The 23,881-nt window shown below is 70.2% G+C and carries 19 protein-coding genes; 11 read left to right on the forward strand and 8 right to left on the reverse strand.

The window, feature by feature from the left end; all coding sequences use genetic code 11:
• Positions 1-68: 68 nt before the first annotated feature.
• Positions 69-1,997, reverse strand: coding sequence for a glycoside hydrolase family 15 protein (locus tag ACFWE2_RS14450; RefSeq protein WP_377224928.1), 1,929 nt, complete (start codon positions 1,995-1,997; stop codon positions 69-71).
• A 298-nt stretch (positions 1,998-2,295) separates the two neighbouring features.
• Here ACFWE2_RS14450 and ACFWE2_RS14455 point away from each other — a divergent pair, with 298 nt between their 5' ends.
• Positions 2,296-2,718 (forward strand): YciI family protein, encoded by a 423-nt coding sequence (locus ACFWE2_RS14455; RefSeq protein WP_377224929.1) that lies wholly within the window; start codon positions 2,296-2,298, stop codon positions 2,716-2,718.
• Positions 2,691-4,025, forward strand: a complete 1,335-nt coding sequence (locus ACFWE2_RS14460) for an RNA polymerase sigma factor (protein WP_377224930.1) — start codon at positions 2,691-2,693, stop codon at positions 4,023-4,025. Before ACFWE2_RS14455 ends, ACFWE2_RS14460 begins: the two co-directional genes overlap by 28 nt.
• 77 nt (positions 4,026-4,102) lie before the next feature.
• Here the strand turns inward: ACFWE2_RS14460 and ACFWE2_RS14465 are convergent, their stop codons facing one another.
• Positions 4,103-4,999 carry a DMT family transporter gene (locus ACFWE2_RS14465; protein ID WP_377224931.1) on the reverse strand — a complete coding sequence of 299 codons (897 nt, stop codon included), beginning with the start codon at positions 4,997-4,999 and terminating at the stop codon, positions 4,103-4,105.
• Between the two features lie 145 nt (positions 5,000-5,144).
• Here ACFWE2_RS14465 and ACFWE2_RS14470 point away from each other — a divergent pair, with 145 nt between their 5' ends.
• Together ACFWE2_RS14470 and ACFWE2_RS14475 are read left to right on the forward strand one after the other, a co-directional pair.
• Positions 5,145-6,056, forward strand: a complete 912-nt coding sequence (locus ACFWE2_RS14470; protein WP_377224932.1) for a LysR family transcriptional regulator — start codon at positions 5,145-5,147, stop codon at positions 6,054-6,056.
• A 59-nt stretch (positions 6,057-6,115) separates the two neighbouring features.
• Positions 6,116-6,517 (forward strand): FKBP-type peptidyl-prolyl cis-trans isomerase, encoded by a 402-nt coding sequence (locus ACFWE2_RS14475; RefSeq protein ID WP_377224933.1) that lies wholly within the window; start codon positions 6,116-6,118, stop codon positions 6,515-6,517.
• 218 nt (positions 6,518-6,735) lie between these two features.
• Here ACFWE2_RS14475 and ACFWE2_RS14480 read toward each other — a convergent pair whose 3' ends face one another.
• From ACFWE2_RS14480 to ACFWE2_RS14490, 3 genes are all read right to left on the reverse strand, one after another.
• On the reverse strand, positions 6,736-8,751 hold the full coding sequence (locus ACFWE2_RS14480) for an adenylyl cyclase (protein WP_377224934.1): 2,016 nt from the start codon (positions 8,749-8,751) through the stop codon (positions 6,736-6,738).
• Between the two features lie 103 nt (positions 8,752-8,854).
• A complete protein-coding gene (locus ACFWE2_RS14485) occupies positions 8,855-10,150 on the reverse strand; it encodes a class I SAM-dependent methyltransferase (protein ID WP_377224935.1) in 1,296 nt (431 codons plus the stop codon).
• Entirely contained in the window at positions 10,147-10,548 is a 402-nt protein-coding gene (locus tag ACFWE2_RS14490; RefSeq protein ID WP_377224936.1) for a DUF5997 family protein, read from the reverse strand. Before ACFWE2_RS14490 ends, ACFWE2_RS14485 begins: the two co-directional genes overlap by 4 nt.
• A 137-nt stretch (positions 10,549-10,685) precedes the next feature.
• On the opposite strand from ACFWE2_RS14490, the gene ACFWE2_RS14495 reads away from it, so the two are divergent.
• The 4 genes from ACFWE2_RS14495 to ACFWE2_RS14510 all read left to right on the forward strand — a co-directional run bounded on the left by ACFWE2_RS14495 (position 10,686) and on the right by ACFWE2_RS14510 (position 14,755).
• Positions 10,686-11,705, forward strand: coding sequence for a LysR family transcriptional regulator substrate-binding protein (locus tag ACFWE2_RS14495; protein ID WP_377224937.1), 1,020 nt, complete (start codon positions 10,686-10,688; stop codon positions 11,703-11,705).
• 133 nt (positions 11,706-11,838) lie between these two features.
• Positions 11,839-12,483 (forward strand): LPXTG cell wall anchor domain-containing protein, encoded by a 645-nt coding sequence (locus ACFWE2_RS14500; protein ID WP_377224938.1) that lies wholly within the window; start codon positions 11,839-11,841, stop codon positions 12,481-12,483.
• A gap of 696 nt (positions 12,484-13,179) precedes the next feature.
• Positions 13,180-13,455, forward strand: a complete 276-nt coding sequence (locus ACFWE2_RS14505; protein ID WP_377224939.1) for a hypothetical protein — start codon at positions 13,180-13,182, stop codon at positions 13,453-13,455.
• Positions 13,456-14,083: 628 nt separating this feature from the next.
• A complete protein-coding gene (locus ACFWE2_RS14510; protein ID WP_377224940.1) occupies positions 14,084-14,755 on the forward strand; it encodes an LPXTG cell wall anchor domain-containing protein in 672 nt (223 codons plus the stop codon).
• Positions 14,756-14,860: 105 nt separating this feature from the next.
• On the opposite strand, the gene ACFWE2_RS14515 is transcribed toward ACFWE2_RS14510, so the two are convergent.
• The 3 genes from ACFWE2_RS14515 to ACFWE2_RS14525 all read right to left on the reverse strand — a co-directional run bounded on the left by ACFWE2_RS14515 (position 14,861) and on the right by ACFWE2_RS14525 (position 20,422).
• On the reverse strand, positions 14,861-17,035 hold the full coding sequence (locus ACFWE2_RS14515) for an alpha-galactosidase (RefSeq protein ID WP_377224941.1): 2,175 nt from the start codon (positions 17,033-17,035) through the stop codon (positions 14,861-14,863).
• 65 nt (positions 17,036-17,100) lie between these two features.
• Positions 17,101-19,707, reverse strand: coding sequence for a glycoside hydrolase family 2 TIM barrel-domain containing protein (locus tag ACFWE2_RS14520; protein WP_377224942.1), 2,607 nt, complete (start codon positions 19,705-19,707; stop codon positions 17,101-17,103).
• 112 nt (positions 19,708-19,819) lie between these two features.
• Positions 19,820-20,422: a pentapeptide repeat-containing protein gene (locus tag ACFWE2_RS14525; protein ID WP_377224943.1), complete on the reverse strand. Its 603-nt coding sequence runs from the start codon at positions 20,420-20,422 to the stop codon at positions 19,820-19,822.
• 137 nt (positions 20,423-20,559) lie between these two features.
• Between ACFWE2_RS14525 and ACFWE2_RS14530 the strand changes: the two genes are divergently transcribed.
• From ACFWE2_RS14530 to ACFWE2_RS14540, 3 genes are all read left to right on the forward strand, one after another.
• A complete protein-coding gene (locus ACFWE2_RS14530; RefSeq protein ID WP_377224944.1) occupies positions 20,560-21,507 on the forward strand; it encodes a hypothetical protein in 948 nt (315 codons plus the stop codon).
• 85 nt (positions 21,508-21,592) lie between these two features.
• Positions 21,593-22,663 carry a hypothetical protein gene (locus ACFWE2_RS14535; protein ID WP_377224945.1) on the forward strand — a complete coding sequence of 357 codons (1,071 nt, stop codon included), beginning with the start codon at positions 21,593-21,595 and terminating at the stop codon, positions 22,661-22,663.
• A 235-nt stretch (positions 22,664-22,898) separates the two neighbouring features.
• A complete protein-coding gene (locus ACFWE2_RS14540; RefSeq protein WP_377224946.1) occupies positions 22,899-23,792 on the forward strand; it encodes a hypothetical protein in 894 nt (297 codons plus the stop codon).
• The last annotated feature ends 89 nt before the right edge of the window (positions 23,793-23,881 follow it).

A 23,881-nucleotide genomic window follows, 5' to 3' on the forward strand; every position in this document is an offset into this window, starting at 1 on the left:
GCTCAGGTCAGCCGAGTGACCTGAGCGTCTGACACGTGCGCGAAGTTCTGACAGGTGCGCTGACGGGGTCAGGACGGGCGGGGGACCCCGAAGTAGCCCTTCTCCGCCTCGCCGTTCTCCGCCTTGATCACGTGCATCACGGCGTTGATCAGCGCCAGGTGCGTGAATGCCTGCGGGAAGTTCCCGAGGTGGCGCCCGGTGCCCGGCTCGATCTCCTCGGCGTAGAGGTTGAGCGACGACGCGTAACCGAGCAGGCGCTCGCACAGCGACTTGGCGCGCTCCGCCTCACCGATCTCGACCAGCGCCGACACGAGCCAGAACGAGCAGATCGTGAAGGTGCCCTCCTCGCCCTGCAGGCCGTCGTCGGTCTCGTCGGTGCGGTAGCGCAGCACCAGGCCGTCCTCGGTGAGCTCGTCAGCGATCGCCAGCACCGTCGCCTTGACCCGGTGGTCGTCCGGCGGCAGGAAGCGCAGCAGCGGGACGAGCAGCAGCGACGCGTCGAGCGCCGGGTCGCCGTAGCGCTGCGTGAAGACGCCGCGCTCGTCGACGCCCTTGGTGCAGATGTCGTCGAAGATCTCGTCGGCGATCTTCTGCCACGCCTGCGCGTAGTCGAGCTCGTCGTACAGCCGGGCGAGCTTGGCGCCCCTGTCCATCGCGACCCAGCACATGAGCTTGGAGCTCGTGAAGTGCTGCGGCTCGCCGCGCACCTCCCAGATGCCCCGGTCGGGCTCGTGCCAGTGCTTCGCGGCCTCCTCGACCTGCCGCTTGAGGATGGGCCACAGCGACTCGGGGAGCTGGTCACGCGACTTGGCGTGCAGCCACACGGAGTCCAGCACGGCACCCCATACGTCGTGCTGCCGCTGGTCGTACGCGGCGTTGCCGATGCGGACCGGCTGCGCGCCCTCGTAGCCCGACAGGTGCGGCAGCTCGAACTCCTCGAGGGTCTCCTCACCACCCACGCCGTACATGATCTGGAGCTGCCGGTTGTCGCGGCATACGTCCTGGATGAACGCGAAGAAGTCGTTCGCCTCGCGCTCCAGGCCCAGGGTGTACAGCCCCCACAGTGCGAACGTGGAGTCACGGATCCACGCGTACCGGTAGTCCCAGTTGCGCTCGCCGCCCGGGGTCTCGGGCAGGGACGTGGTGGCAGCGGCGATCAGCGCACCCGTGGGGGAGTAGGTGAGGCCCTTCAGAGTGAGCGCCGACCGCTGGAGGTAGGCGCGCCACGGGTGGTCCGGGAACTCGCCCTGCGTGATCCAGTCGCGCCAGAACCGCTCGGTGCGCCACATCGCGTCGAGGGCACCCGCGTACGTCGTCGGTGCGCTCTGCGAGCCCCACGACATGGCGACGAAGTGCGTGGCACCCTCCGTCATCCGCGTGCGGGCGGTGGCGCGCTTGCCCTCCAGCCCGAACCGCAGGCTGGACTGCAGGTGCAGGTCCGGGTTGGAGTCGCCGACGTGGGCCACCACCGAGGAGTACCCGCTGTTCTCGTACTCCCAGTCGACCTCGGACCGGGCGTAGTCCGGGCGCGGCTCGCACACGACCTCGAGGTCCACCGTGCCGGAGACGCACTTGATGGTGCGCATCAGGATGTGCTCGGCGTCGTCGTCCGTGGGGGTGCGACGGTGCGTGCCCGAACGCGACTCGACGTCGTGCCAGGGGCCCATCAGCATCGCGTCGCGGACCACGAGCCAGCCGGTCGGCGTCTGCCAGGTCGTCTCGAGGATGAGCGTGCCGGGCAGGTAGCGTCGCGCGACGGGCACCCGTACACCGTGCGGTCCCACGCGGAAGTAGCCGGCTCCCCGGTCGAGGATCTTGGCGAAGATGCTCGGGGAGTCGGGCCGGGGAACACACATCCACTCGACGCTGCCCGACGGCGCGATCAGCGCGTTGGTCTCGCAGTCGGAGAGGAAGCCGTACTCGCCGATGTGCGGGAACTTGCTGCGTCCGTCCCAGGCGCGCGGGGAGGCGCCGTCGCTCGTCGTGTGTCCTTTCACCGGACCCGAGTTCGTGGGCTTCGGGGTCTGGCGGCGCCGTGGGGACCTGCCGGATGCCGTGGGAACTTCGGCACCGGCCTCCACGGGCTCAATCGATTCGAGCGTCATGAGACTCAAGGGTTCCGCACGTTCCGCGCGCGTGGCAAGCCGGGCGTGTGTGACGCGCGGAACCCCCGCTCCATGCACCGTCATGAAGTCTCGCAGGGAATTTCCGGGTTGTGTCGATCGAGTGGTTTCCCGTTCGACCTGTGGGTGAGAAGGTCCCACAACGGGGCCCCGACACACAGGAGAAGAAACCATGCCGAAGTACATGCTGATCATGCGCTCGACCGACGAGACGACGGCCGTCTACGAGAACATGGACTTCGAGAAGATCATGAACGACATGGGCAAGTTCAACGAGGACATGGTCCAGGCGGGTGTGCTCGTCGCCGGTGAGGGCCTCACGGACGCGGCCGACTCCGTCGTCGTCGACTACTCGTCCGAGACGCCCGTCGTGACCGACGGTCCCTACGGCGAGACCAAGGAGCTCTTCAACGGCTTCTGGATCGTCGACGTCGCCTCCAGGGAGGAAGCCGTCGAGTGGGCCAGGCGGGCACCGCTCGCCGGCCCGGGCAGCAAGCTGGAGATCCGTCGCGTCCAGGAGCTCGACGACTTCCCGCAGGACAACGAGCACGTCCAGAAGGAGCGCGCGTGGCGCGAGTCGACCGGTCAGCTCTGACCGTGGAGGACGCCGCCCGGCGGGCCGTCGAGGCGGTCTGGCGGATCGAGTCCGCGCGGATCGTGGGCGCGCTCACCCGCTACACCCGCGACTTCGAGCTCGCCGAGGACGTGGCCCAGGAGGCGCTCGCCGAGGCGCTCGTCTCCTGGCCACGCGACGGTGCACCGCGCGACCCCGCCGCGTGGCTCATCGCGACGGCGCGGCGCCGGGCGATCGACGCCTACCGGCGCCGCGCGGGGCGGGACGAGCGGTACGCCGTACTCGCGCACGGCCTCGCCGAGGGGGAGGCGACGTCGGGCATCGGAACAGGGCCTGCTGCGGCCGGGACGAGCGTCGTCGCAGGTCAGCCTGGCTCTGACCCGGCCGAGGTCGATCCGGACCGGATCGACGACGACGTGCTCGCGCTCATGTTCGTGTCCTGCCATCCCGTGCTCGGGCGGGAGGCGCAGGTCGCGCTCACGCTGCGCGTCGTCGGCGGCCTGACGAGCGACGAGATCGCCCGCGCCTTCCTGGTGCCGGTCGCGACGGTGCAGGCGCGCATCACACGCGCCAAGAAGACCATCGCCGCGGCGCGGGTCCCGTTCGAGGTCCCCGAGGGCGCGGACCGGGCCGCACGGCTCGCGTCGGTGCGGAGTGTGCTGTACGTCATCTTCACGGAAGGGTCGTCGGCGACGTCGGGCGACGACTGGATCCGGCACGACCTGGCGCGCGAGGCGGTGCGCCTGGCGCGCATGCTCAGCCGCCTCGCGCCCGAGCCGGAGACGTTCGGCCTGCTCGCGCTGCTGGAGCTGACCGCGGCCCGGTTCCCGGCCCGCACGGGTCCGTCGGGCGAGCCGATCCTGCTGGAGGACCAGGACCGGCGGCGCTGGGACCGGGCGGCGATCGTCCGGGGCAGGGCGGCGCTGCGCCGCGCCGTCGGCCCCGCTGGCATGGGGGCCTATGCCCTGCAGGCGGCGATCGCGGAGTGTCACGCGGTGGCGCCCTCGGTGGCCGGGACGGACTGGGAGCGGATCGTCGTGCTCTACGAGGCGCTCGGCCGGCTCGCACCGTCGCCCGTGGTGGACCTGAACCGGGCGGTGGCCGTGGCGATGGCACGCGGGCCGGAGCTCGGGCTGCGTGTCGTGGACGGCCTGGTCGAGCGGGGCGTGTTGGCGGGATCGCATCTGCTGCCGGGGGTGCGGGGCGAGCTGCTCGCGCGGCTGGGCCGCACCGCCGAGGCCCGCGGGGAGTACCTGCGCGCGGCCGCCCTGTGCGCCAACACCGCGGAACGCTCGGTCCTGGAGGCCAAGGCGTCGACTCTCCCCTGACCGCGGTGGACCGTTGAGTGCTGGGTATTTGTCCTATCGAATCGTTCTGAGAGGGCAAATATCCAGCACTCAGCGGTCTAGCGGAGTTTGAGGGTGGCTACCAGGACGCCCGTCAGGCACAGGGCACCGCCGATCAGGGCCGTCGGGGTCGGGGCCTCGGCCAGGAGGGCCCAGGACATGAGGACGGCGAGCGGCGCGGCGGCGTAGGTCGCGGCGCCGAGCCGGCCCGCCGTCGTGCGGGTCAGGGCGAAGCCCCAGGTGACGAACGCGACGGCCGTGGGGAAGACGCCGAGGTAGACGACGCTCAGCGTGGCCGACGTCGGGGCTGCGGCGATCTCGCGCAGGAGTACCGGCGCGAACGGGAGGCACGCCACCGCCCCCACCAGGCAGCCCAGCCAGGTCATGGTCAGGGAGTCCACCTTCGGCAGCAGACGCTTCTGCAGGATCGTGCTGCCCGCGTAGATGACGGCGGCCGCCAGGCCGAGGGCGACGCTCACCGCGTCGGACGCCCCGCTCGACGTGGCGAGCGCGATCCCGGTGACACCCGTGAAGGCGATGCCGATACCGGCCAGCAGCCGTGCCGGGAACCCCTCACCGAGCGATATGCCGGCGAACACCGCGATCAGGATGGGGGCGAGCCCGACCAGAAGGGATGCCGTCCCGGCGTCGAGGGTGCGCTCCGCGGTGTTGAGGGCCAGGTTGTACAGCCCGAACCAGAGGACGCCCCAGATGACGACGCCGACGAGCGTCCGGCCGCGCGGCAGCCGGATCTTGCCCGCCAGGCCGGCGATGACGGTGAGCGCGAGGGCGCCGACGAACATCCTGCCCAGGGCGAGCGGGCCGGGGGAGAAGTCGTGACCGGCAGCCCGGATCCCGATGAAGGCGGAGGCCCACAGCACCACGGTCACCGCGGCGGCCGCGGGGACGAGGAAGCGGTTCGTGGCCGGCGGAGCAGCCACGGCAGTCAGGGTCATGTCCGGAACCTTGCCCGCTGTCGGAGCCAAGGTCTGGCGGCTATCGGCCGTGGTGTTGGTCATGGTGCGATCGTCGCCCCGAACCACTGTGAAGCACCAGCGATTCTTTCTTCATTCGAATTCAGTCGGGCTGTACAGTGGCTGCATGCTCGACGTCCACCGACTCCGCGTCTTCCGTTCCGTCGTCGCCTCCGGATCCATCGGTGCGGCCGCGGCGAACCTCGGCTACACGCCGTCCGCCGTCAGCCAGCACGTCTCGGCGCTCCAGCGCGAGACGGGCCTCAAGCTCCTGGCCCGGCACGGGCGCGGCATCCGGCCCACCGCGGCCGGGCATGCGCTGGCCGCCCAGGCCGACGGCGTGCTCGAACGGCTCGGCGAGGCCGAGGCCATGGTCGCCGACCTGCGAGCGGGCCGCACCGGGTCGCTTTCGGTGGCCTACTTCGCCTCGGTCGGCTCGGCCTGGCTGCCCGACGTCGTACGCACCGTGACGACGCAGTTCCCCGGCGTCCGCCTCGACCTGGAGCTGGCCGAGCACATCCCAGACAAGACCGAGGACCGGGCGGACCTGCAGATCGTCGTGGCGCACGCCGAGTTCGCGGCGGGCAGCGGCTTCACGGCCCACCACCTCCTCGACGACCCGTACGTCGCCGTCCTGCCGCAGAACCACCGGTTCGCCGACCGGGACGAGATCGAGCTCGCGGAGCTCGAGGACGAGTCCTGGATCGACAACGACTTCGCCCGCGGCTGGTGCCGGCGCAACCTCCTTCAGGCGTGCACGGCGGCCGGCTTCAGCCCCACGTTCCGGGTCGAGGCGCACGACTACCCGACGGCGGTCGCGTTCGTGGAGGCGGGGATCGGCATGACGGTGCTGCCAGAGCTCGGCGCCGTCAACCTGCCGCGGGCGACCGTCGCGGTACCCGTGGTGCGTCCGGCGCCCGTGCGCTCGATCTACGCGGTGCTGCAGGACGCCGTCGCGCACACCCCGCCGGCGATCGCCGCCCTGGACGCGCTGCGGCAGGCCGCCGTCGCTTCGCGGGCAGCCGTGGTGGCCGCATAGGGTGGGTGGGTAACGGCGCTGGGACTGCTCGGCGCCCTCCCGATCGAGAGGTAATCCTCGTGACCACGCTTCCTACCGCCTCCGGCACCTTCGGTGACAAGCCGGAGCTGACGTTCCCCGAGGGTGACGCACCCGCCGGCCTGCAGGTACAGGTCCTCTCCGAGGGCAACGGCCCGGTCGTCGAGTCCGGGCGCACCATCGTGGTGAACTACCTGGGCCAGACCTGGGGCGGCCACGTCTTCGACAACTCGTACGACCGCGGCACCACCATCGACTTCCCGATCGGCGTCGGCGCCGTCATCGGCGGTTGGGACAAGGGCATGGTGGGCCAGAACGTGGGCTCGCGGCTGCTGCTGTCGATCCCGCCGGAGCACGGCTACGGTGCGCGCGGGGTGCCGCAGGCGGGGATCGGCGGTGGGGACACGCTCGTCTTCGTCGTCGACGTGGTGGACGTCAAGTAAAGCGCTTCGGGTAGAGCCCGCGGGCGGAGAACAAGAACGCCTGCGCGGACGTAAAAGGACGAAACAGGTGAGCCGCCTCTGGAGGCGCCTCGTCGGCCCAGTCCGCGCAGGCGTTCTTGTTCTCCGCCCGCTCTTCTGTGGGCGTCACTTTCCCGTAGGGATTGGTTGGCTGATGGGGTTCGCCAGCCGGTTGGGTGGTTGGCTGGTTGGGGGCTCTGTCAGCTGGTTGGGGGGTAGCTGATCAGCTGGGGGGAGGCGAAGCTGCCTACTGCCGGGGCGCCCGCGTCGTTGATGATGTGGTTGATGCCGCCCGAGCCGTTGAGGAACACGCTGGTCATGGAGCGGAACCGCACGTTCGGGGTCGTGGGGGCCTGGATGCCCGACTCCACGCGGATGTCCTGGCCCTGGTTGAAGAACGAGTAGACGCCGAGGCCCGCCGCCTCGTGGTTCGTCACGTCGTCCGCCACGCGGTAGGAGGCGTAGCCGAGGCGGTCGCCGTCCATGAACGCCGCCTGCGACGGCGGGTCGTACGGGATCTCGCTCTGGTAGAAGATCGTGCGGCCGTTCTCGCCGTTCCAGATCGTCTGCTCCTCCTGGTAGTGCTCGACGAACAGGCCGGTCGCGGTCACGTCGTCGCCGTTGACGACGACGCCGTGCGCGCCGGTGTTGCCGCCCCAGGAGACGCCGTGGCCGTGGTCCGCACGCCACGCCCAGATGTGGTCGAGCAGGGTGTTGTCGCTGTTCACCTCGATCGAGGTGACGGCCTTGCCCTCCCAGGGACCGCCCACGCGGACGAAGACGTCGGTGAGCGTGGTGGGGTTGGCCGGGTCGGAGACGCTCGCGCCCGCCGGGCCCACCTTGATCAGCGTCGCCGACTCGGGCACGTTCGCGTCGGCGGTGATGCCCGCGACCTTCACGCCCGCGACGTCGCCGATCTCGAGCACGCTGTTGCCCGCCGTCGGCGTGAGCGAGGCGTAACCGAGGCCGAGCACCACCGTGTCGGCACGGTCGACCCGCAGCGCGGCGTCGAGCTCGTAGACGCCCGGCGTGAGGATGAGGTTCTTGCCGGCCGCCAGCGCGGCATTGATCGACGTCGCGGTGTCGACGTCCTCCCGCGCCACGTAGAAGTCCTTCATACCGATCGACGTGCCCGACTCGGCGGACGTCGACCAGTCGGTGCCGCGGCTGTCGGTGCGCGCGTTCGGCACGAAGACCGCGAGCTCACCGTTTCCGCTCCGGTACAGGAACGGGGCCTCGCGGCTGATCGGGGTGCTGTCGAACGTGGTCTTGACGCCCCTGGCCCCGTTGCCGAGGTCCTGTCCGAAGTCGGTGTCCGGAGCGCCGTCGACGCCCGAGAACACCATGTTCCACACGCCGCCGTCCCAGGTGCCGACCTCGCTGTTGCGCGTGAACCACTGCTGCTGCGAGCCGGTCGCGATGGTGCCGGCCACCCGGGAGTTCGCGAGGTAGCCGCCGGAGGCGAACTCGCCGTACCGGCCGAAGACCGTGAGGCTGCCCTGGATGTCCATGCGGCGCATCGGCGCGGCCTGCGACACCGCCCAGCGCATCTGGTGCGGCTCGGTCACGCCCGCCGGGAACGGGCGGGCGGCGTCCTCGCCGACCGGGCGCTGGATCGGGTTGATCGCCATGTTCGACATCGACCGCCAGAAGTGGTTGAGCGAACCGGGGGCGGCGCACTCCCACGGCCGGTCCGGGCAGCCGACCACCGGCTCCACGTGCAGCGCGCCGTTGATCTGCACGGCGTTCGGCTGCGCGCCGAGGCCCGAGATCGACTCGTAGTACCCGACGGTCTGGTTGACGATGTCGGTGGCCGTTGCCGGGTCGTCTTGGCCGGCGGCGCTGCCATAGGTGCCGGGCTCGAAGAAGACCTGGTGCCGGCCCTGGCTCATCTCGGCCTCGTCGTTGACCGAGTCGAGGAACGCGTTGATCCGGTCGGTCGTCCAGGTCGGGTCGATGAACGTGACGTTGGGCCCGAAGTCCGGGTCGGCCGCCGCCTTCTTCGGCTTCTTCACCTTTGGCTTCTTCCCCTTCTGCTCCTTGGCCTCGGCCGTCGCGCCAGGCTCGGCCACGGAGGCCTGCGCCATGGCCCTGCCCGCGTCGGTGGCGGACGGCGCGGCGGTGGCCGGCAGCGCTGCGACAGCGGCTCCGGCGGCGAGCGATGCGGCGACTGCCGCGACGGCGGTGCCGCGCAGTGTGGTGCGGAGTGTCCTCATCGACAGATCCTTCGACTCGGGGCAGGCCGGCGATGACCGGGCACGCTGCCGGTGCGAGTGCGCCCGGGGCGAGCGCCCCGCAAGGCTAGCGGTCCATCACTGACTAGTCTGTAAGTGCTTTCCGCAGACTACGGGTCACCGTGAACCGCGGGTTCTGGGCCACGTGCTCCGTCGGCCCGACGGCCCGCTGCAGTGCGCCGCGGTAGTGCAGCCCCGTGTTGAAGACCGTCCACAGCTCGCCGCCTTGGCGCAGGACCTTGCCCGCCGCGGCGAACATGCGGTGCGCCGCGTCGGTGCTCAGCGCGGCGCGGTCGTGGAACGGCGGGTTGAGCAGCACAAGGTCCACCGAACCGTCGGGGACGGGGAGCAGGTCCCCGGCGTCGGCCCGTACGACGGCGGCCCTGACTCCGTTCGCGGCGAGCGTCGCGGTCGTCGAGGCGCAGGCGGCGGCGCTCCGGTCCGTCGCGATCACCTGGGCGCCCGGGTACCTCAGGCCCAGGACGGTAGCGAGGATGCCGGTGCCACAGCCGAGGTCGACGGCGACCTGGACGTCCCGCAGGTGGGGCCAGCGGTGGGCCTGGGCCAGGAGGAAACGCGTGCCATGGTCAAGGGCGGCGCCCGCGAACGCGGCGCCGTGCGCGACGACGGTCAGGCCGTCCGGGGCGCGGTTCCCGGCGGGTGCCGCCACGGACACCCCGGGGACGGCCGGTGGTGTGATCGCCCCGAGGATCTCCGGGTCGGTGAGCCGGGCGGTGACGGGGTAGGTGAGCGGCCCGACGTCGGACCGGGGCTCCCGCGCGATCAGCAGCCGCGACTTCTGCCTGGCACGTGACGGGCTGACTCGCGCGAACGACGCCCCGAGCACGTCGTTCATCGCGTGCGTCATGTGCTTGACCCGGCCTCCGGCGAGCAGCGTGACCGCCGGGTCGGCGTACCGGGCCACGTGCTCGGCGATCTCGGTCAGCTCGGCGAGTGACTTCGGGAGCTGGAGCAGCACGAGGCGGGCGCCGGTGAGCAGGCCGGGCTCGAGCAGGTCGTGCCCGGTCAGGCCGAGCGAGGCGGGTTCACGCGTGGCGGGTGCGTCCGCGGTGGCGAGCGCGTGCCCGGCCCGCAGGACCTCGGACGCGCGAGAGGCGTTGGCGCTCAGCGCTGCCTCTGCCGTGATCGCGTCCTGGTGCACGCGGACCCCATGGGCGCCGAGGGCGAGGGACCCGAGGGTGAGCGCCCCGAACCGGTCGCCGATCACCACCACGCCGTCGGGGTCCCGCGCGATCAGCGGCGCGGCCTCGTCGAGCAGGAGCCGGTCGGTCGCGTCGGCCGCGACCGGGCCGTCGGCGCGCGAACCGTCCTCGGGGAAGGGCCGGAGCTCGGCCAGGACGGCGTCGGCCACTGAGCTCACCGGGCGGAGCGGGCCTTCTTCTCCGCGGCCTTGCGCGCCTCCTCGACCCGCTCCTCCTCGGCGCGCACCCGAGCGGCGATCTCGCGCTCCTGGGTCAGCCAGGCCGGCGGGTCGTCCCGCAGCTCGTTGATCTGCTCGGTGGTCAGCGGTTCGGTGATACCACCGCGGGCCAGGCCCGCGATCGAGATGCCGAGGCGCCCCGCCACGACCGGCCGCGGGTGCGGTCCGTTGCGGCGCAGATCGGCGAGCCACTCGGGCGGGTTGGTCTCCAGCTCCTCGAGCTCTGCGCGCGTTATCGGGTTGTCCTGGAACTCCTGCGGGGTGGCAGGCAGGTAGACGCCGAGTCGCTTGGCGGCATTGGACGGCTTGAACCGCTGCGAGGCGAAGGAGGAACTCATGTTCCCAGGGTATCGGCGCCTGCCCTCCCCGCTCTCCATGGCGGGCGTGATCCTCACCGCTCGTCCAGGTCTGCGGGGATCCGGCCCGCAGGGCTCCAGGCGGAGCCCGGGTGGGGAGCAGCCCGTAGCCTTGATGCGTGAGCCAGCCCCTGCCCGACGTCGGACCGCCTGTTCCGGGTGGCGACCCCACCGACCCCTCGACCGCCGGGCCGGAGGTCGAGGACGGCGCGGAGCCGGTGGCGGACGCCGACGCCGACACCGACGCCGACACCAACGCCGCCGTCGACCCGAGCCTGCCGAGTTTCCGCCTGGCGTACGTGCCGGGTGCGACACCCGGGAAGTGGGCCTCCGTGTGGCGCGAACGGCTGCCTGACGTGCGGCTCGACCTGGTGCAGCTCGAGTCGGACGCCGTCCTGCCTGCCCTGAGGGCGGGGGAGGCCGACGCCGCGATCGGCAGGCTACCCGTGGACAAGGAAGTGTTCGCCGCGATCCCGCTCTACGAGGAGACGCCGGTGGTGTGCTTCTCGCGGGACCACCTGCTCGCCGCCCTCGACGAGGAGGAGACGGTGTCCGTCGCCGACATCGCGGGCGATCCGGTCTGGGTCCCTGCGGACGACGTCCTGTTCGCCGCGCATCCGGTTCCCGGCGTCGTGCCCGTGGATCCGGACGGGAACCCGCTGGACCGGGTCCCGACCACCGCGGATGCCGTGGCGACGGTCGCCGCGAACGTGGGGGTGGCGGTGCTCCCCATGTCGCTCGCCCGCCTGCACCGCCGTAAGGACGTGGTCCATCGCCGGCTCGTGGACGGTCCGACGGCGCCAGTGGGTCTGATCTGGCCTCACGACCGCACCACCGACCTCGTCGAGGAGCTCGTCGGGATCGTCCGGGGGCGCACCGTGAACAGCTCGCGCGGCCAGGGCCGCCCGACCGCCCAGCAGGCCGAGGATCCCGCGGCCGCCGCCGGAAGATCGGCCAGGGCCGGGGTGAAGAAACCGGTGAAGGGCGGTTCGGGCGGGGCCGCCGGCCGGTCCGGTGCGGGGCGTGGCGGGGCAAAGGCAGGTGGTCGCGGGGGTGTTCAGCGGGCTGGTGGCGGTCTCCAGCGGGGCAAAGGCGCGCGTCCGGCGTCCAAGGGGAAGAAGAAAGGCAAAGGAAAGTAGGGTCGAGCTCAAGTCTTTGCAAGTTATTTCAATGAAATAACGGATATTGGCGAACTGCGCCATTGTCGCTACGCTCCGGGATCGTGCCTGAAAGTCGGGCACGCGACAGATCCCCGTCCCGAAGGAGCGCTCAGTGCGCAAGATGACCGTCTTGGGAGCCTCCGCGCTCCTCGTCGCCGGCCTCATGGGCTCGCCTGCCGCCGCGTTCGCCGCGCCGATCGCCGGCGCTCCCGTCGCGATCACCGGTGGTGGCGATGGCGCGACCTGCCCGAAGGACGGCAAGGTCGACGTCGAGGGCGAGCACGTCACCCTCGAGGTGACCGCAGAGCCCGGCTACTTGATCACCGGTTACTGCGTGAAGGCCGGATCGGACAAGCAGGGTGACGGCCCCGTTGACGTGGTCGTCGACCCGCCGAGCGCCACCGTGACGATCTCGCACCCGTCCGGCAAGGCGATCAGCCACTACACGCTCGTCACGGTGAAGGCGGAGCCGACGCCGGAGCCCAGCCCGTCCGAGCCGAGCGTCGTGCCGAGCGGCGAGCCCTCCGAGGGTCCCTCCGGCACCCCGTCGGAGCCTGCCGTCGAGCCGACCGCAGGCACGCCGGAGCCGACGGCCCCGGCCGGCGAGGCCACTGCCACGCCGGCTGCCGAGGAGCCGGGTGAGCTCGCTGCCACCGGCGCAAGCACCGCCATCGGCTTCACGCTGATCGCGCTGGCCCTCGTGGGTGGCGGCGTGACGCTGATCGTGCTTCGCCGCAAGGGCGTCCTGGGTAGCTGATCCAGCCGTACCGAGCGACCGCTGAGCAGAGCGGGCGTCCGGCCGCCATCCGGTTCCTCGAGCTCCGGCTCGGGTGACGGGATGTGTCGGCCGGGCGCCCGCTTCGCCGTGCGGGCGGGTGATCTCCAGGGGTGAGATATTTCGAGCTGCCCGCGTATGACAACGGCCATTTACAACGTTCTTTCGCCCTGAGGTGAAATGCTGGTCCAACACGGAATTTCCGGGGTGCCGGTATCGTTTCCTGGGCCGGTTTCTGCTCGACGGGCTCCCCTTTCATGAGCGCGCTCGCGCCCGGACCCGAAGGCGGCCGGCGCATCCCCGCTGGTCCAGGCCGTGAAAGGGGTGAATCTGGCGGAAACGTGGGCCTCGGCTCCCCAGGGGCCTCGTGGCGTGAGGCGTTCACCTGGTCGCTCTGAGCGCGTCCCGTGGTCGGTGGAAAAGCTGTCCGGGTGAGCTTGATCGGCGAGCCGGATATGGCGTAGACGGCCTGTTGCACGGTATTTCCTCCACGCCTACCTTCGGTGCAACAGCCGCGCCGCGCCCGATGCGACGCTATCCGTCAGAAAAGAGGAACACCGAATGAAGCGTTTACTTGCGCTCGGGGCCGCTGCGCTTCTGGCACTGGGCCTCTATGCCACGGCTTCGGTCGCGGCGAGTGCCACTCCGACCGGATCGTCCGACCCAGCGGTATGCCCTGTGGAAGGCAAGGTGGAGGTCTCGGGCGAGCAGACCTCGGTCACCGTCACCGCGCCCGCCGGCATGGTCATCACCGGGTACTGCGTCAAGGCCGGCTCCGTCAAGCAGGGGGACGGTCCCATGTACGTGCTTCTTGACGAGCCCGTCACGACCGTGACGATCACGCATGTGTCCGGCAAGGCCATCAGCCACTACACCGTGTACTACGAGCCGACGTACGAGCCGACGCCGACGCCGACGCCGACGCCGACGCCGACTTACACACCGGGCTCCTGACCTCACCCCGTCGCCGGTCGGGTCGTCTGCTACCGAGACGACCGCAACGTAGGACCACGACCGCGGCGCAACGCGGGCGGCCGGCGGGTTCTTCGTTCCAGGAGCTCTGGCTCTGGACGGAGGGCCGGCCGCACGCTCGTTCATTGCTGCTCCGGGTGAAATCCGTCAAGAGCCGGGTGAATTCACGTACCGTGATTCTGGGCGATTTGCGGTAAAAGCTTGTTGCGCATCTGGTTGTGCTCGACTCCTTCTCGTGAAGGCGACCAGCGGGCGTTGTCCCGGGGCGTTCGGTGTTGAATGCGTGCGGTGTGCCGCCCTCGACATCCGGTCGAGCGTGGATCCGCGTGCATACGCGCTGGTCCCGGCGTTTCGGGTCGAACTGCTGGTCACCAGGGTTCTGTGCGACGCCCGGTGACCGAACGTCGCGGAAGTTCACCCACTCTTCCGACTCCTTTCAGAATGGGGTGCTCGCACGCCGCGGATTGCCGCTCTCGGGCGTATCACGAGCCGGAGGTAATGTCCGTTTTGATGCTCTTGCATGGGGTCACATGCGGATCTAGCGTCGCAATCAACAGACGCGCCGCGAGCCTTCTCTGCGGCGTCCCGCGCCGAGAAAAGGAACATCGAAATGAAGACCATATCCGCGCTAGGGGCCGCCGCGCTTCTGGCGCTGGGACTCTATGGCTCGGCTTCGGCCGTGGCGAACGGCGCCCCGGTAGTAGCCGCAGGTGAGGAACAGGTCTGTCCGGGCGACAAGATCGACGTCGTCGGCAACCACTCGTCCGTCACCGTCACCGCACCCGAAGGCATGGTCATCATCGGGTACTGCGTGAAGGCAGGATCGGCACAACAGGGTGACGGCCCCGAGTTCGTGGTCGTCGACCCACCGGCTACCGAGGTGACGATCGAGCACTCGACCGGCAAGGACATCAGCCACTACTCCGTGACCTACGCGCCGGCATCGACGCCGACGCCGACGCCGACTCCGACGGAGCCGACGCCGACTCCCACACCCACGCCGACCCCGACGGAGCCCACGCCGACTCCGACGGAGCCGACTCCGACTCCGACGGAGCCGACTCCGACTCCGACGGAGCCGACACCGACTCCCACGCCGACTGAGCCGACCGACAAGCCCACGCCGACGGAGAAGCCGACGCCCAAGCCGCCGGCTCAGGCACCCCCGTCCGAGCTCGCTTCGACAGGCCCGGCCGAGACGATCGGCTATTCGATGCTGGCCCTCGCCATGCTCGGCGGAGGCATCGCATTCATCGTGCTCGCTCGGCGCCGGCTTGGCTGAGCGATTCACGCAGATCCGACCCCTCGAGACAGAGCCGGGGCGATGTAGGACCGATGGTTCTACATCGCCCCGGCTCTGTGGCGTCGGTCCTGCTGTCGGCGGTCGCTACTCGGCCGGGGTGGTGGCCGTCGCCTGGATGATCAGCGCCTGCATCGGCCACAGCGTCGGGAGCTGCAGGCCGACGCTGGTCAGCACCGACCCCGGAATGTCCACAGGGTCCTTGCCCAGCCAGCCCGGGGTGACCCAGCCCCACTTCGCGGCACCGGCCTCGTCACGGACCCGCACGCTGTAGCGCCGGGCGGGGTCGAGGCCGTCGAGCCGCACCCGTTCGGTCAGCGCGTCCCTTGGTGATGCCACCGCTGCGACGGTCCACATGCCCGCCGTCCGGTCGGGGGAGACGAAGCCCGTGACCCGCAGCGCCGGATCCACGGTGTCGGCGTGCACCACGGTGCCGGTGTGCACGAGCGTACGGAGCTCCTTGTAGAGCGCGGCATACGCGGCGACGGCGACCAGCTCGTCGTCGGTGCAGGTCAGCAGGTCCCACTCGAATCCCGCGTGGCCCTGCAGCGCCGTGGCCACCCGGTAGGAGAGCTCGGTGGCGCGCCCTGACGAGTGTGTCGGTGACGGACCCACGTGCGCCCCGATGAGCTCGGGCGGCAGCACCAGCGAGGTCCACCGCTGGATGTCCTGGCGCTCAACGGGGTCGTTGGAGTCCGACGCCCACACCCGGTCGGTGAACTCAAGGATCCCCAGGTCGGTTCGGCCGCCGCCCGAGGAGCACGACTCGATCTCCAGCCCCGGGTGATCCGCCTTGAGCCGGGCGATCAGCGCGTACGCGGCAAGGGTCTGGGCATGTGTGCCCGGCCGGGCGACGCCGTCCGCGCCGATGTGGACGGGCTCGGTGAGGTCGCGGTTGTGGTCCCACTTGATGAAGTCGATCCCGAGCTGGGTGACGAGGGCCGAGATCTGTCCGCGCACGTGCTCCCACGCGTCGGGGTTCGCGAGGTCGAGCACGTACTGCGTGCGGAACGAGAGGCCGTCCGGCGACGGCACCGCCGCCGTGTTCGACAGGATCCAGTCCGGATGGGCACGCGCCAGGTCGGAGTCGAGGTTGACCATCTCGGGCTCGAACCACAGCCCGAACTGCATCCCCAGCTCGTGCACGAGGCCGGCGAGCGGGTCAAGCCCTTCTGGCCAGACGTCGCGGTCGACGACCCAGTCGCCCAGGCCGGTGGTGTCGTCGCGGCGGGAGTGGAACCACCCGTCGTCGAGCACGAAGCGCTCCACGCCGACCGCCGCGGCACGCCTGGCGAGCCGCTCCAGCTTGGCCGGCGAGTGGTCGAAGTACACGGCCTCCCACGTGTTCAGCACCAGCGGCCGGGGGTTCGTGACGTGCTGCGGGCGTGCCCGCATCCAGGTGTGGAACCGGTCCGACACACCGTCCAGGCCCGCCGGGGACCACGCGAAGTACGCCACCGGCGTCCGGTAGGACTCGCCAGGAGTCAGGTGGATCTCGCCCGGCCGCACGAGCTCGCCCGCACCGAGCAGCGTGGGGTGCTCGGTGAGGTGGTCGACGCGGTGGGTGACGTCGGCGCTCCACCCCAGATGGGTGGCCCACACCTCGCCGGTCCGGTTGCGTGGCGTGCCCGACGACGCCAGGGTCACCCAGGGCGCGTCATGTCCCGAACGCCCGCGCCGGGTCTGGCGAGCGGTGCTGCCGACCGGCATGGCGGTCGTGACCGGCGCCTTCTCGCGGGACCAGCGCCCGGTGAACTGCGTGAGGTGGTCCGCTGAGCTGGGTACGGGCAGCATGGCCTCGAGCCAGTGCACGTCGACCACGGCGGAACCGTCGTTGTCGAGCTCGTGCCGCAGCAGCACCAGCCCACCGGGGCCGATCTCCAGGTACGACCGGAGCGTGAGGCCCAGCTCGCCGTCCCGGGCCGTGACCACCAGCTCGGCCGCGGCTCGCTCGACCTCGGTGACGGTCCACCGCGGGTAGAGCGGGACGCCGTCCGAGACGACGAGGAGGCCGGGCCGGCCCGCCCACCCGTCCGACTCCTGCGGCAGCAGCGACGGACGCCAGGCCGCGTCGAGCGTGCCGGGCGCCGTCTGGCGACTGGTCGCCACGTCGAGCGCCTGCAGATCCGCAGACGAGAGCTCGCCCAGGTCCGCGCCCCAGTGGAGCACCAGTGGCAACCCCACCTCCGGATGCGCCACGACGACGGATACGCCGTCGCGCCGCAGCACCGACCAGCTCGTGACCTCGCCAAATGTCTTCATCGTGTTGTCCTCCGCCCCTGGACCACACAGTACGAGTGGTCACCGACATCAAGTCCGAAAGGTTGCTAGCTTGCTGGTCTCGTCACGAGATCGTTCTCCGTGCGCAGCACCGGCCGGGTGACCAGCGCGTCCTGGTCCAGGCCACGGCTCGTCACGTGGAACACCGCCGTCGAACCTGCCGGGAGGTCGAGCACCTGGTCGTCCACCTGCGCGTCCAGGTCGAGGCGGTCGGCGAGCAGTGTCACACCGAGGGCCAGCGACGTCGCCGTCACGTCCACGCGGTAGCCGCCGTCCTCCGCCGTCACGGTGGCTCGCACGGGTGCCGGATCGAGCGCGAGATCCTTGCTCTCCGCCCAGCGATGCAGCCCACGGGCCTCGCCGAACGTGACGACCAGCACCTCGTTCGCCGGGTCTCCGACGGCGACCAGGTCACCGGCCAGCGGTACCAGGGTCACCGACCGCGGACCGACCGTCACGGTCTCTCCCGCAGAGCCCGACGTCGCCAGCACCTCGCCGCCGAGAGTGGTCCGGGCCGCTCTCACCGGCCCCGTCCACGGCTCGTCGGAGTCGTTCACGAGCGCCGCCACCAGATTCGCGCCACGCGGCTGCACCGTCACCATCCGGTCGGCGAACGCGTGCTTCAGGGCGTACCAGAGCGGCTTGCGCCGGGCGTCGCCGTCGATCGCGGCCCAGGACGTCACTGGCCAGCAGTCGTTGAGCTGCCACACGACCGCCCCGGCCGTGCGCGGCCACCAGGACCGGTAGTGCTCGAGGGCGTACTGGATGGCGCGCGCCTGGTTGAGCTGCGTGGCCCAGTGCCAGTCGGTGAAGTCCTCCGGGACGTCCAGGTGCGCGGCCATGCCGCCGTCGAGCTTGAGGTTGCCGTACTCCGCCTTCTGGTGGAGCAGGAAGACCTCGGACTCCTTGAACCCGGGCGGGGCCTCCGCCGCGCCGTCGGGCAGGATGGCGCGGCGCATCGTCGCCCAGGTCGCCGGGCCCTGGAAGCCGAACTCCGACGCGAACCGCGGTACGTCGTCGCGGTAGTGCGTGTAGTCGACCCGGTTCCAGACGTCCCACTGGTGGTGCGTGCCGTGGTCCGGGTCGTTGGGGTGCACCTCCTCGGGCGTGAAGCCGGGGGAGTAGGGCGAACCGTCGCAGTAGGGACGGGTCGGGTCGACCTCCGCCAGGACCCTCGGGAAGAGCTCGTAGTAATAGCCGGCGCCCCACGTGAGGTCGCCCAGTGGCTCCTTCCAGTCCCAGTCCTCGTGGCCCCAGATGTTCTCGTTGCCCCCGTTCCACAGCACCAGCGAGGGATGCGGCGCCAGGCGGGCGGCATTCTCCCGCAGCTCCGCCTCGAACTCGGACCAGTGCGGGGACTCCTCCGGGTAGGCGGCACAGGCCAGCAGGATGTCCTGCCAGACCATGACGCCTCTCTCGTCGCAGACGTCGTAGAAGTCGTCGGACTCGTAGATACCGCCGCCCCACACCCGCAGCAGGTTCAGGTTCGCGCCGAGCGCCTGGTCGACACGCTGTTCCAGGCGCTCGCGCGTGATGCGGGTCAGCAGGTGGTCGTCGGGGATCCAGTTGGCGCCACGCACGAACACGGGCTTGCCGTTGACGACGAACGTGAAACGGGTGCCGTGCTCGTCGGGTGTGCGGTCCACCTCGACGGTGCGGAAGGCGACCCTGCCGGACCAGGCGTCCAGCGGGTCGGAGCGGTCCTCCCCGTTGCCCTCGTAGAGGGTCACCTCGATGGGGTAGAGGGGCTGCTCGCCGTGTCCGGCCGGCCACCACAGGTCGACGTCGGGGAGCTGCACCCGGACGTCCAGGGAGCCGCCGGTCCAGCCGGCCGGGAGGCCGGTGGTGACACCGCGGTCCCCGACCGCGACGTCCACGGTCAGCGGTCCCGGCTCGGTCAGGCCGGACAGCTCGATCTGCAGGCGCACGTCCACGACGCCCGTCCGGCGACCGTCGGCGTCGGCGACGCCCGGCGTGACCACCTCGTCGTCCGCCAGGTCGACGAGGCCCGGGACCACGGTGACCAGCGGCGTGACCCGCGCGAGGCGTGCCACGCGCCAGCGCTGCACCCGGACGGGCTTCCAGAGGCCCGCCGTCTGCAGGTCAGGACCCCAGTCCCAGCCGAAGGAGCAGGCCATCTTGCGGACCATGTTGAAGGGCTGGTCGTAGGCCATGGGGCGCGCACCGAGCCGCTGCGCCTCGGCCTCTGCCGTCTCGAGCGCGGAGTCCAGGTCGACCACGAGGTTGGCGGGCGCCCCGACGAGCTCGCGCACGTCGTACCGGTAGGAGCGGTGCATGTTCGCCGTGCGGCCCAGCTCGGTGCGACCCTGCCCGGCGCCGGTTCGCTCCACGTCCGTGTCGACGACGACGGTCGACACCGTGTCGATGCCTTCGAAGAGCAGGTCGACGCGCTCGTCGGGTTCCGCGGGCGGCTCGTCGAGGACCGTCGCGTACCGCCAGGTGGTGCGCTTCATCCAGGCGAGCGAGGTCTCGTTCGTGCCGAGATACGGGTCGGGGATGAGCTGCTGCTCCAGCAGGGCGGTGTGGCTGGTGCCCGGGACCGTCGCGGGGACGGGAACTCCGGCGAGGTCCGCCGGGACGGGGCCTCCCGTGGCCGTCAGGGTCCAGTCGGTCAGGTCGCGGCTGATCTTCATCGATCCTCGTCCTCCCAGAGCAACGTGCTCAGTGCGTGTGCGAGCCGACCCGAGCATAGAGGCGCGCGTCGCCCCGATCGAACCGATATCACCGGGTGGTTCGGCGGGTAGATCAGTCCGGCCGGACCACCAGTCCGAGCGTCTCGGCCAGCGCGATCGCCTGCGCCTCGCTCACGATCGCCCCGGTGAGGCTGGCCGAGAGCGGGTCAAGCGACGAGAGGTCGCTGCCCCGCAGGTCGGCGTTGCTCAGGTCGGCCTGTTCGAGGTCGGCGCCCGACAGGTCGCAGCCGATCAGCACCGCACCGGAGGCCTTGACGCCGGCCAGGTCGGCCTCGCGGAAGCGGACGCCGTCGAACTCGGCGCCGGCCAGGGCAGCCCTGTGCAGGTCGGTGAAGGACCAGTTGCCGCCGGAGACCTTGAGGATGTCGAACCGGCAGTCCGCGAACTGGGAGCCGACGAGCTTGCAGCGCTCCAGCTGCGCGTCGAAGAACACGCACGCGTCGAACACGCACGACGTGAACGCGAACTCCGTGAGGTGGGCGCTGTTGAAGCGAACGCCCCGGAAGACGCACGAGTCGAACGTCGCGCCCGTCCCCGTGGTCTCGGTCATGTCCACGTCGGTGAACAACGTGGCCATGTGGTCCTCGCCGGTGAGGTCACGGCCGTACCAGTCCTCGCGGGCGACGGTGAGCTCCGTGGCGGGCATTCGAATCATGGGAGCGACCCTACGGCGACCCACTGACACATCCCAGGGAGCGGTAGCCGGTCGGGAATCTCACGGTTGACCAACGAAACCCTCTCGTGGCGCGTCACGGTGAGTGGAGACAGTTCCCAGAACTTTGAGGAGGAGACGTGTTCGAGCACAAGAAAAGAAGGCTGAGTGGCGCGAAGCCGACCGGCGTCGTCATTGCTCTCGGCCTGACCTGCGTCATCGGAGCACTGGGCGCGACGCCCGCGATCGCGGCCGAGACCGAGGGTCCGGTCCAGACCGCGGAGGTGGCTCCGGAAGCCAGCCCGGAGGCGACTCCGGAAGTGACTCCGGAGGCTCCGGAGGCGACCCCTGAACCCACACCGGAACCGTCCACCACGGAAGATGCGCTGATCGAGGTCGTGCCCGCGATACCCGCGATCACCTGGCCGATGTGCGAGGGCGACAAGTTCATCCCTCCGACGCTCCAGGCCCCGCCGGACGACCACGCCATCGACTACACGTTCGAGGACTACTGGTACGACCCGCCGTTCACCGTGCCCCTGAGGCTGCAGGTGTACGCGGAGCTGAAAGAGGGTTACACCTGGGCGGCGGAGATGCCCGACGGCTGGGTCGCGTACAGCTCCGGGGACGGGGCCTTCTACGACGTGTACTTCGAGGACGTGCCCTGTGCGCCGCACCACGACCGGATCGTCCCGGAAGTGCCCGTGGTGACGCAGGCGGAGTGCGTGGACGGTGAGCTGACGGAGCCGACGGTCACGTTGCCGGAGAACAGCGAAGGGGTCACCTATGAGCTGCGTGAGTACGAGGACTCCGACCCGCGGGTGCTTGCGAAGGCTTCCTGGAGCTATCGCTTCGCCGACCAAGAGAAGCTTCCTGAGGGTTGGCTCTTTTCAGACCTTGACGTCGCGTGGTACGACGTGAAGTTCGACGACGTGTCGTGCGAGCCCGGAGCTGAACAGCCGGAGCAGCGTGAGGAGCTGGCTGCCACCGGTCCGTCGGACGCGGCGGTTCTGGGCGGGGCCGCCCTGCTCACCGTTGCGGCCGGCGTCTCGCTGATCGTCGCGCGACGGCGCGTGACGGGTCGCTGACCCGAAGCGCAGGACCGGCCCGACGGCGCGTTCTGCACACCTCAATGCGCTTGGTGATCCGTTTGATGGATCACCAAGCGCATTGATGTCGTATCACGCCGCAGACGTCGGATATGAGGCGCGCCATCGCGTGGCAGCGACAGCCGTCGGATATTTCGCAGTTGACCAACGAATACGTCTCGTTGCGCGTCATCGTGAGTGGGAGCAATTCCCGGACATTCAAGGAGGAGACGTGTTCGTGCACAAGACAAGAAGCCTGGGTGGTGCGAGGTCGGCCGGCGTCGCCATCGCTCTTGGCCTGACCTGCGTCATCGGAGCACTGGGCGCGGCACCGGCGGTCGCGGCCGAGGCCGAGGACCCGGTCAAGACCGCGGAAGTGACCCCGGAAGCGACTTCGGAAGCGACTCCGGAGGTCACCCCGGAACCGTCCGTCACGGACGAGGCACCGATCGAGGTCACGCCCGAGACGCCCGCGTACACCCTGCCGGCGTGCGAGGGCGACGAGTTCATCGCTCCGACGATGACGCTCCCAGCGGACACCGACGCCATCGGCTACGAGTGGATCGACACCGAGATCGGGCCCCCGTTCGACAGCGTGCCTCTGACCGTGGGCGTGCTCGCAACACTGAGCGAGGGGTACACCTGGACGGCGGAGATGCCGGACGGCTGGCTTGTGCAGATCGGCGGGGACGCGGCGGCGTTCAAGGTGACATTCCAGGACGTGCCGTGCGCGCCACACGATGAGCCGATCGCGCCGAAGACGCCGGTGGTGACGCCACCGAAGTGCGTGGACGGTGAGCTGATCGAGCCGACTGTCACGTTGCCGGCTGATGGTGTGGCCACGTACGAGCTGATCCATGTGTGGGAGAACGAGCACGGCCAGTGGTGGGTCCGGGTGAACGCGCGAGTGACCGACGGCTACAGGTGGGCGCACTGGAAGTTCCCTGAGGGTTGGGTCGATCAGGCTGAGGGCCTTGCGACGTACTCGGTGATGTTCGACAAGCTGTCGTGCGAGCCCGGAGCTGAACAGCCGGAGCCGCCGGTGCTGGCCGCCACGGGTCCGTCGGACGCGGCGGTCCTGGGTGGGGCCGCCCTGCTCACCGTCGCGGCAGGTGTCTCGTTGATCATTGCGCGACGTCGTGTGATGGGCCGCTGACCTGGACCGCAGGACCGGCCTGACCGCAGGCCCTGCATACATGGATGCGCCCGGCGATCCGTCGAACGGATCACCGGGCGCAGCTATGTGGTTCCAGGCGGCAGACGCCGGGTACGGGACGCCCGTGGTCGCGTGGCAGCGGTAGACGTTCGGGTATTTCCCGGTTGACCAACGAAAGGTATCCGCGGCGCGTCATGGGGTGCGGGGGCAATTCCCTGAGGTTTGAGGAGGAGACGTGCTCGGACACAAGAAAGGAAAGCTGAGCGGTGCGAAGGCGACCGGCGTCGGCATTGCTCTTTGCCTGACCGGTGTCGTCGGCATGCTGGGTGCGATCCGGGCGACAGCGGCCGATATCGAAGGTCCGATCCAGACTCCCGAAGTAACTCCGGAACCCACTCCGGAACCCACTGCCACGGACGACGGGCTGATCGAGGTCGTGCCCGAAGGGCCCCTGATCACTTGGCCGAGGTGCGAGGGCGACAAGTACATCCCTCCGACTCTCCGGCCCGCGCCGGACAGCGACGGCGTCTGGTACGAGTTCGAGATCGGCTGGTACGACCTGCCGTTCCTTGTGCCTCTTGACCTGGAGGTGTACGCGAACGTGAAGGCGGGTTACACCTGGGCGGAGGAGATGCCGGACGGGTGGAGCACGAAAGACGGCGTCTACGACGCGGTCTTCAAGGTGAGGTTCGAGGATGTGCCGTGTGCGCCGCACCCCGACCCGGTCGTGCCGGAAGTGCCTGTGGTGACGCAGGCGGAGTGCGTGGACGGTGAGCTGACAGAGCCGACGGTCACGTTGCCGGAGAATGGTCACGGGATCAGCTACGAGCTGTTCGAGTCCGAGTCCGAACCCACCCATCAGGTGGTTGCGGGCATCGCCTGGAGCTACAAGTGGGCGGACGAAGAGGACTTCCCTGACGGTTGGACCTCGAACGGTGTGGACGCCGCGTGGTACGACGTGAAGTTCGACGACGTGTCGTGCGAGCCCGGAGCCGAACAGCCGAGGCAGCCCGAGGAGCTGGCGGCCACCGGTCCGTCGGACGCGGCGGTTCTCGGCGGGGCCGCCCTCCTCACCGTCGCGGCCGGTGTCTCGCTGATCGTCGCGCGACGCCGCGTGACGGGTCGCTGAACCGAACCGCAGGGCCGGCCCGACCGCAGGCCCTGCACGCACGGATGCGCCCGGTGATCCGTCGAACGGATCACCGGGCGCAGCTATGT

Origin of the sequence: Promicromonospora sp. NPDC060271 (assembly GCF_042726755.1) — a bacterium.
Taxonomy (GTDB): Bacteria; Actinomycetota; Actinomycetes; order Actinomycetales; family Cellulomonadaceae; genus Promicromonospora.

Coding starts and splice junctions, on each gene's coding strand:
- ACFWE2_RS14525 (WP_377224943.1), bottom strand. CDS start 20,422: ATGATTCGAATGCCCGCCACGGAGCTCACCGTCGCCCGCGAGGACTGG.
- ACFWE2_RS14515 (WP_377224941.1), bottom strand. CDS start 17,035: ATGAAGACATTTGGCGAGGTCACGAGCTGGTCGGTGCTGCGGCGCGAC.
- ACFWE2_RS14535 (WP_377224945.1), top strand. CDS start 21,593: ATGTCGTATCACGCCGCAGACGTCGGATATGAGGCGCGCCATCGCGTG.
- ACFWE2_RS14520 (WP_377224942.1), bottom strand. CDS start 19,707: ATGAAGATCAGCCGCGACCTGACCGACTGGACCCTGACGGCCACGGGA.
- ACFWE2_RS14480 (WP_377224934.1), bottom strand. CDS start 8,751: ATGAGGACACTCCGCACCACACTGCGCGGCACCGCCGTCGCGGCAGTC.
- ACFWE2_RS14455 (WP_377224929.1), top strand. CDS start 2,296: ATGCCGAAGTACATGCTGATCATGCGCTCGACCGACGAGACGACGGCC.
- ACFWE2_RS14510 (WP_377224940.1), top strand. CDS start 14,084: ATGAAGACCATATCCGCGCTAGGGGCCGCCGCGCTTCTGGCGCTGGGA.
- ACFWE2_RS14490 (WP_377224936.1), bottom strand. CDS start 10,548: ATGAGTTCCTCCTTCGCCTCGCAGCGGTTCAAGCCGTCCAATGCCGCC.
- ACFWE2_RS14470 (WP_377224932.1), top strand. CDS start 5,145: ATGCTCGACGTCCACCGACTCCGCGTCTTCCGTTCCGTCGTCGCCTCC.
- ACFWE2_RS14465 (WP_377224931.1), bottom strand. CDS start 4,999: ATGACCCTGACTGCCGTGGCTGCTCCGCCGGCCACGAACCGCTTCCTC.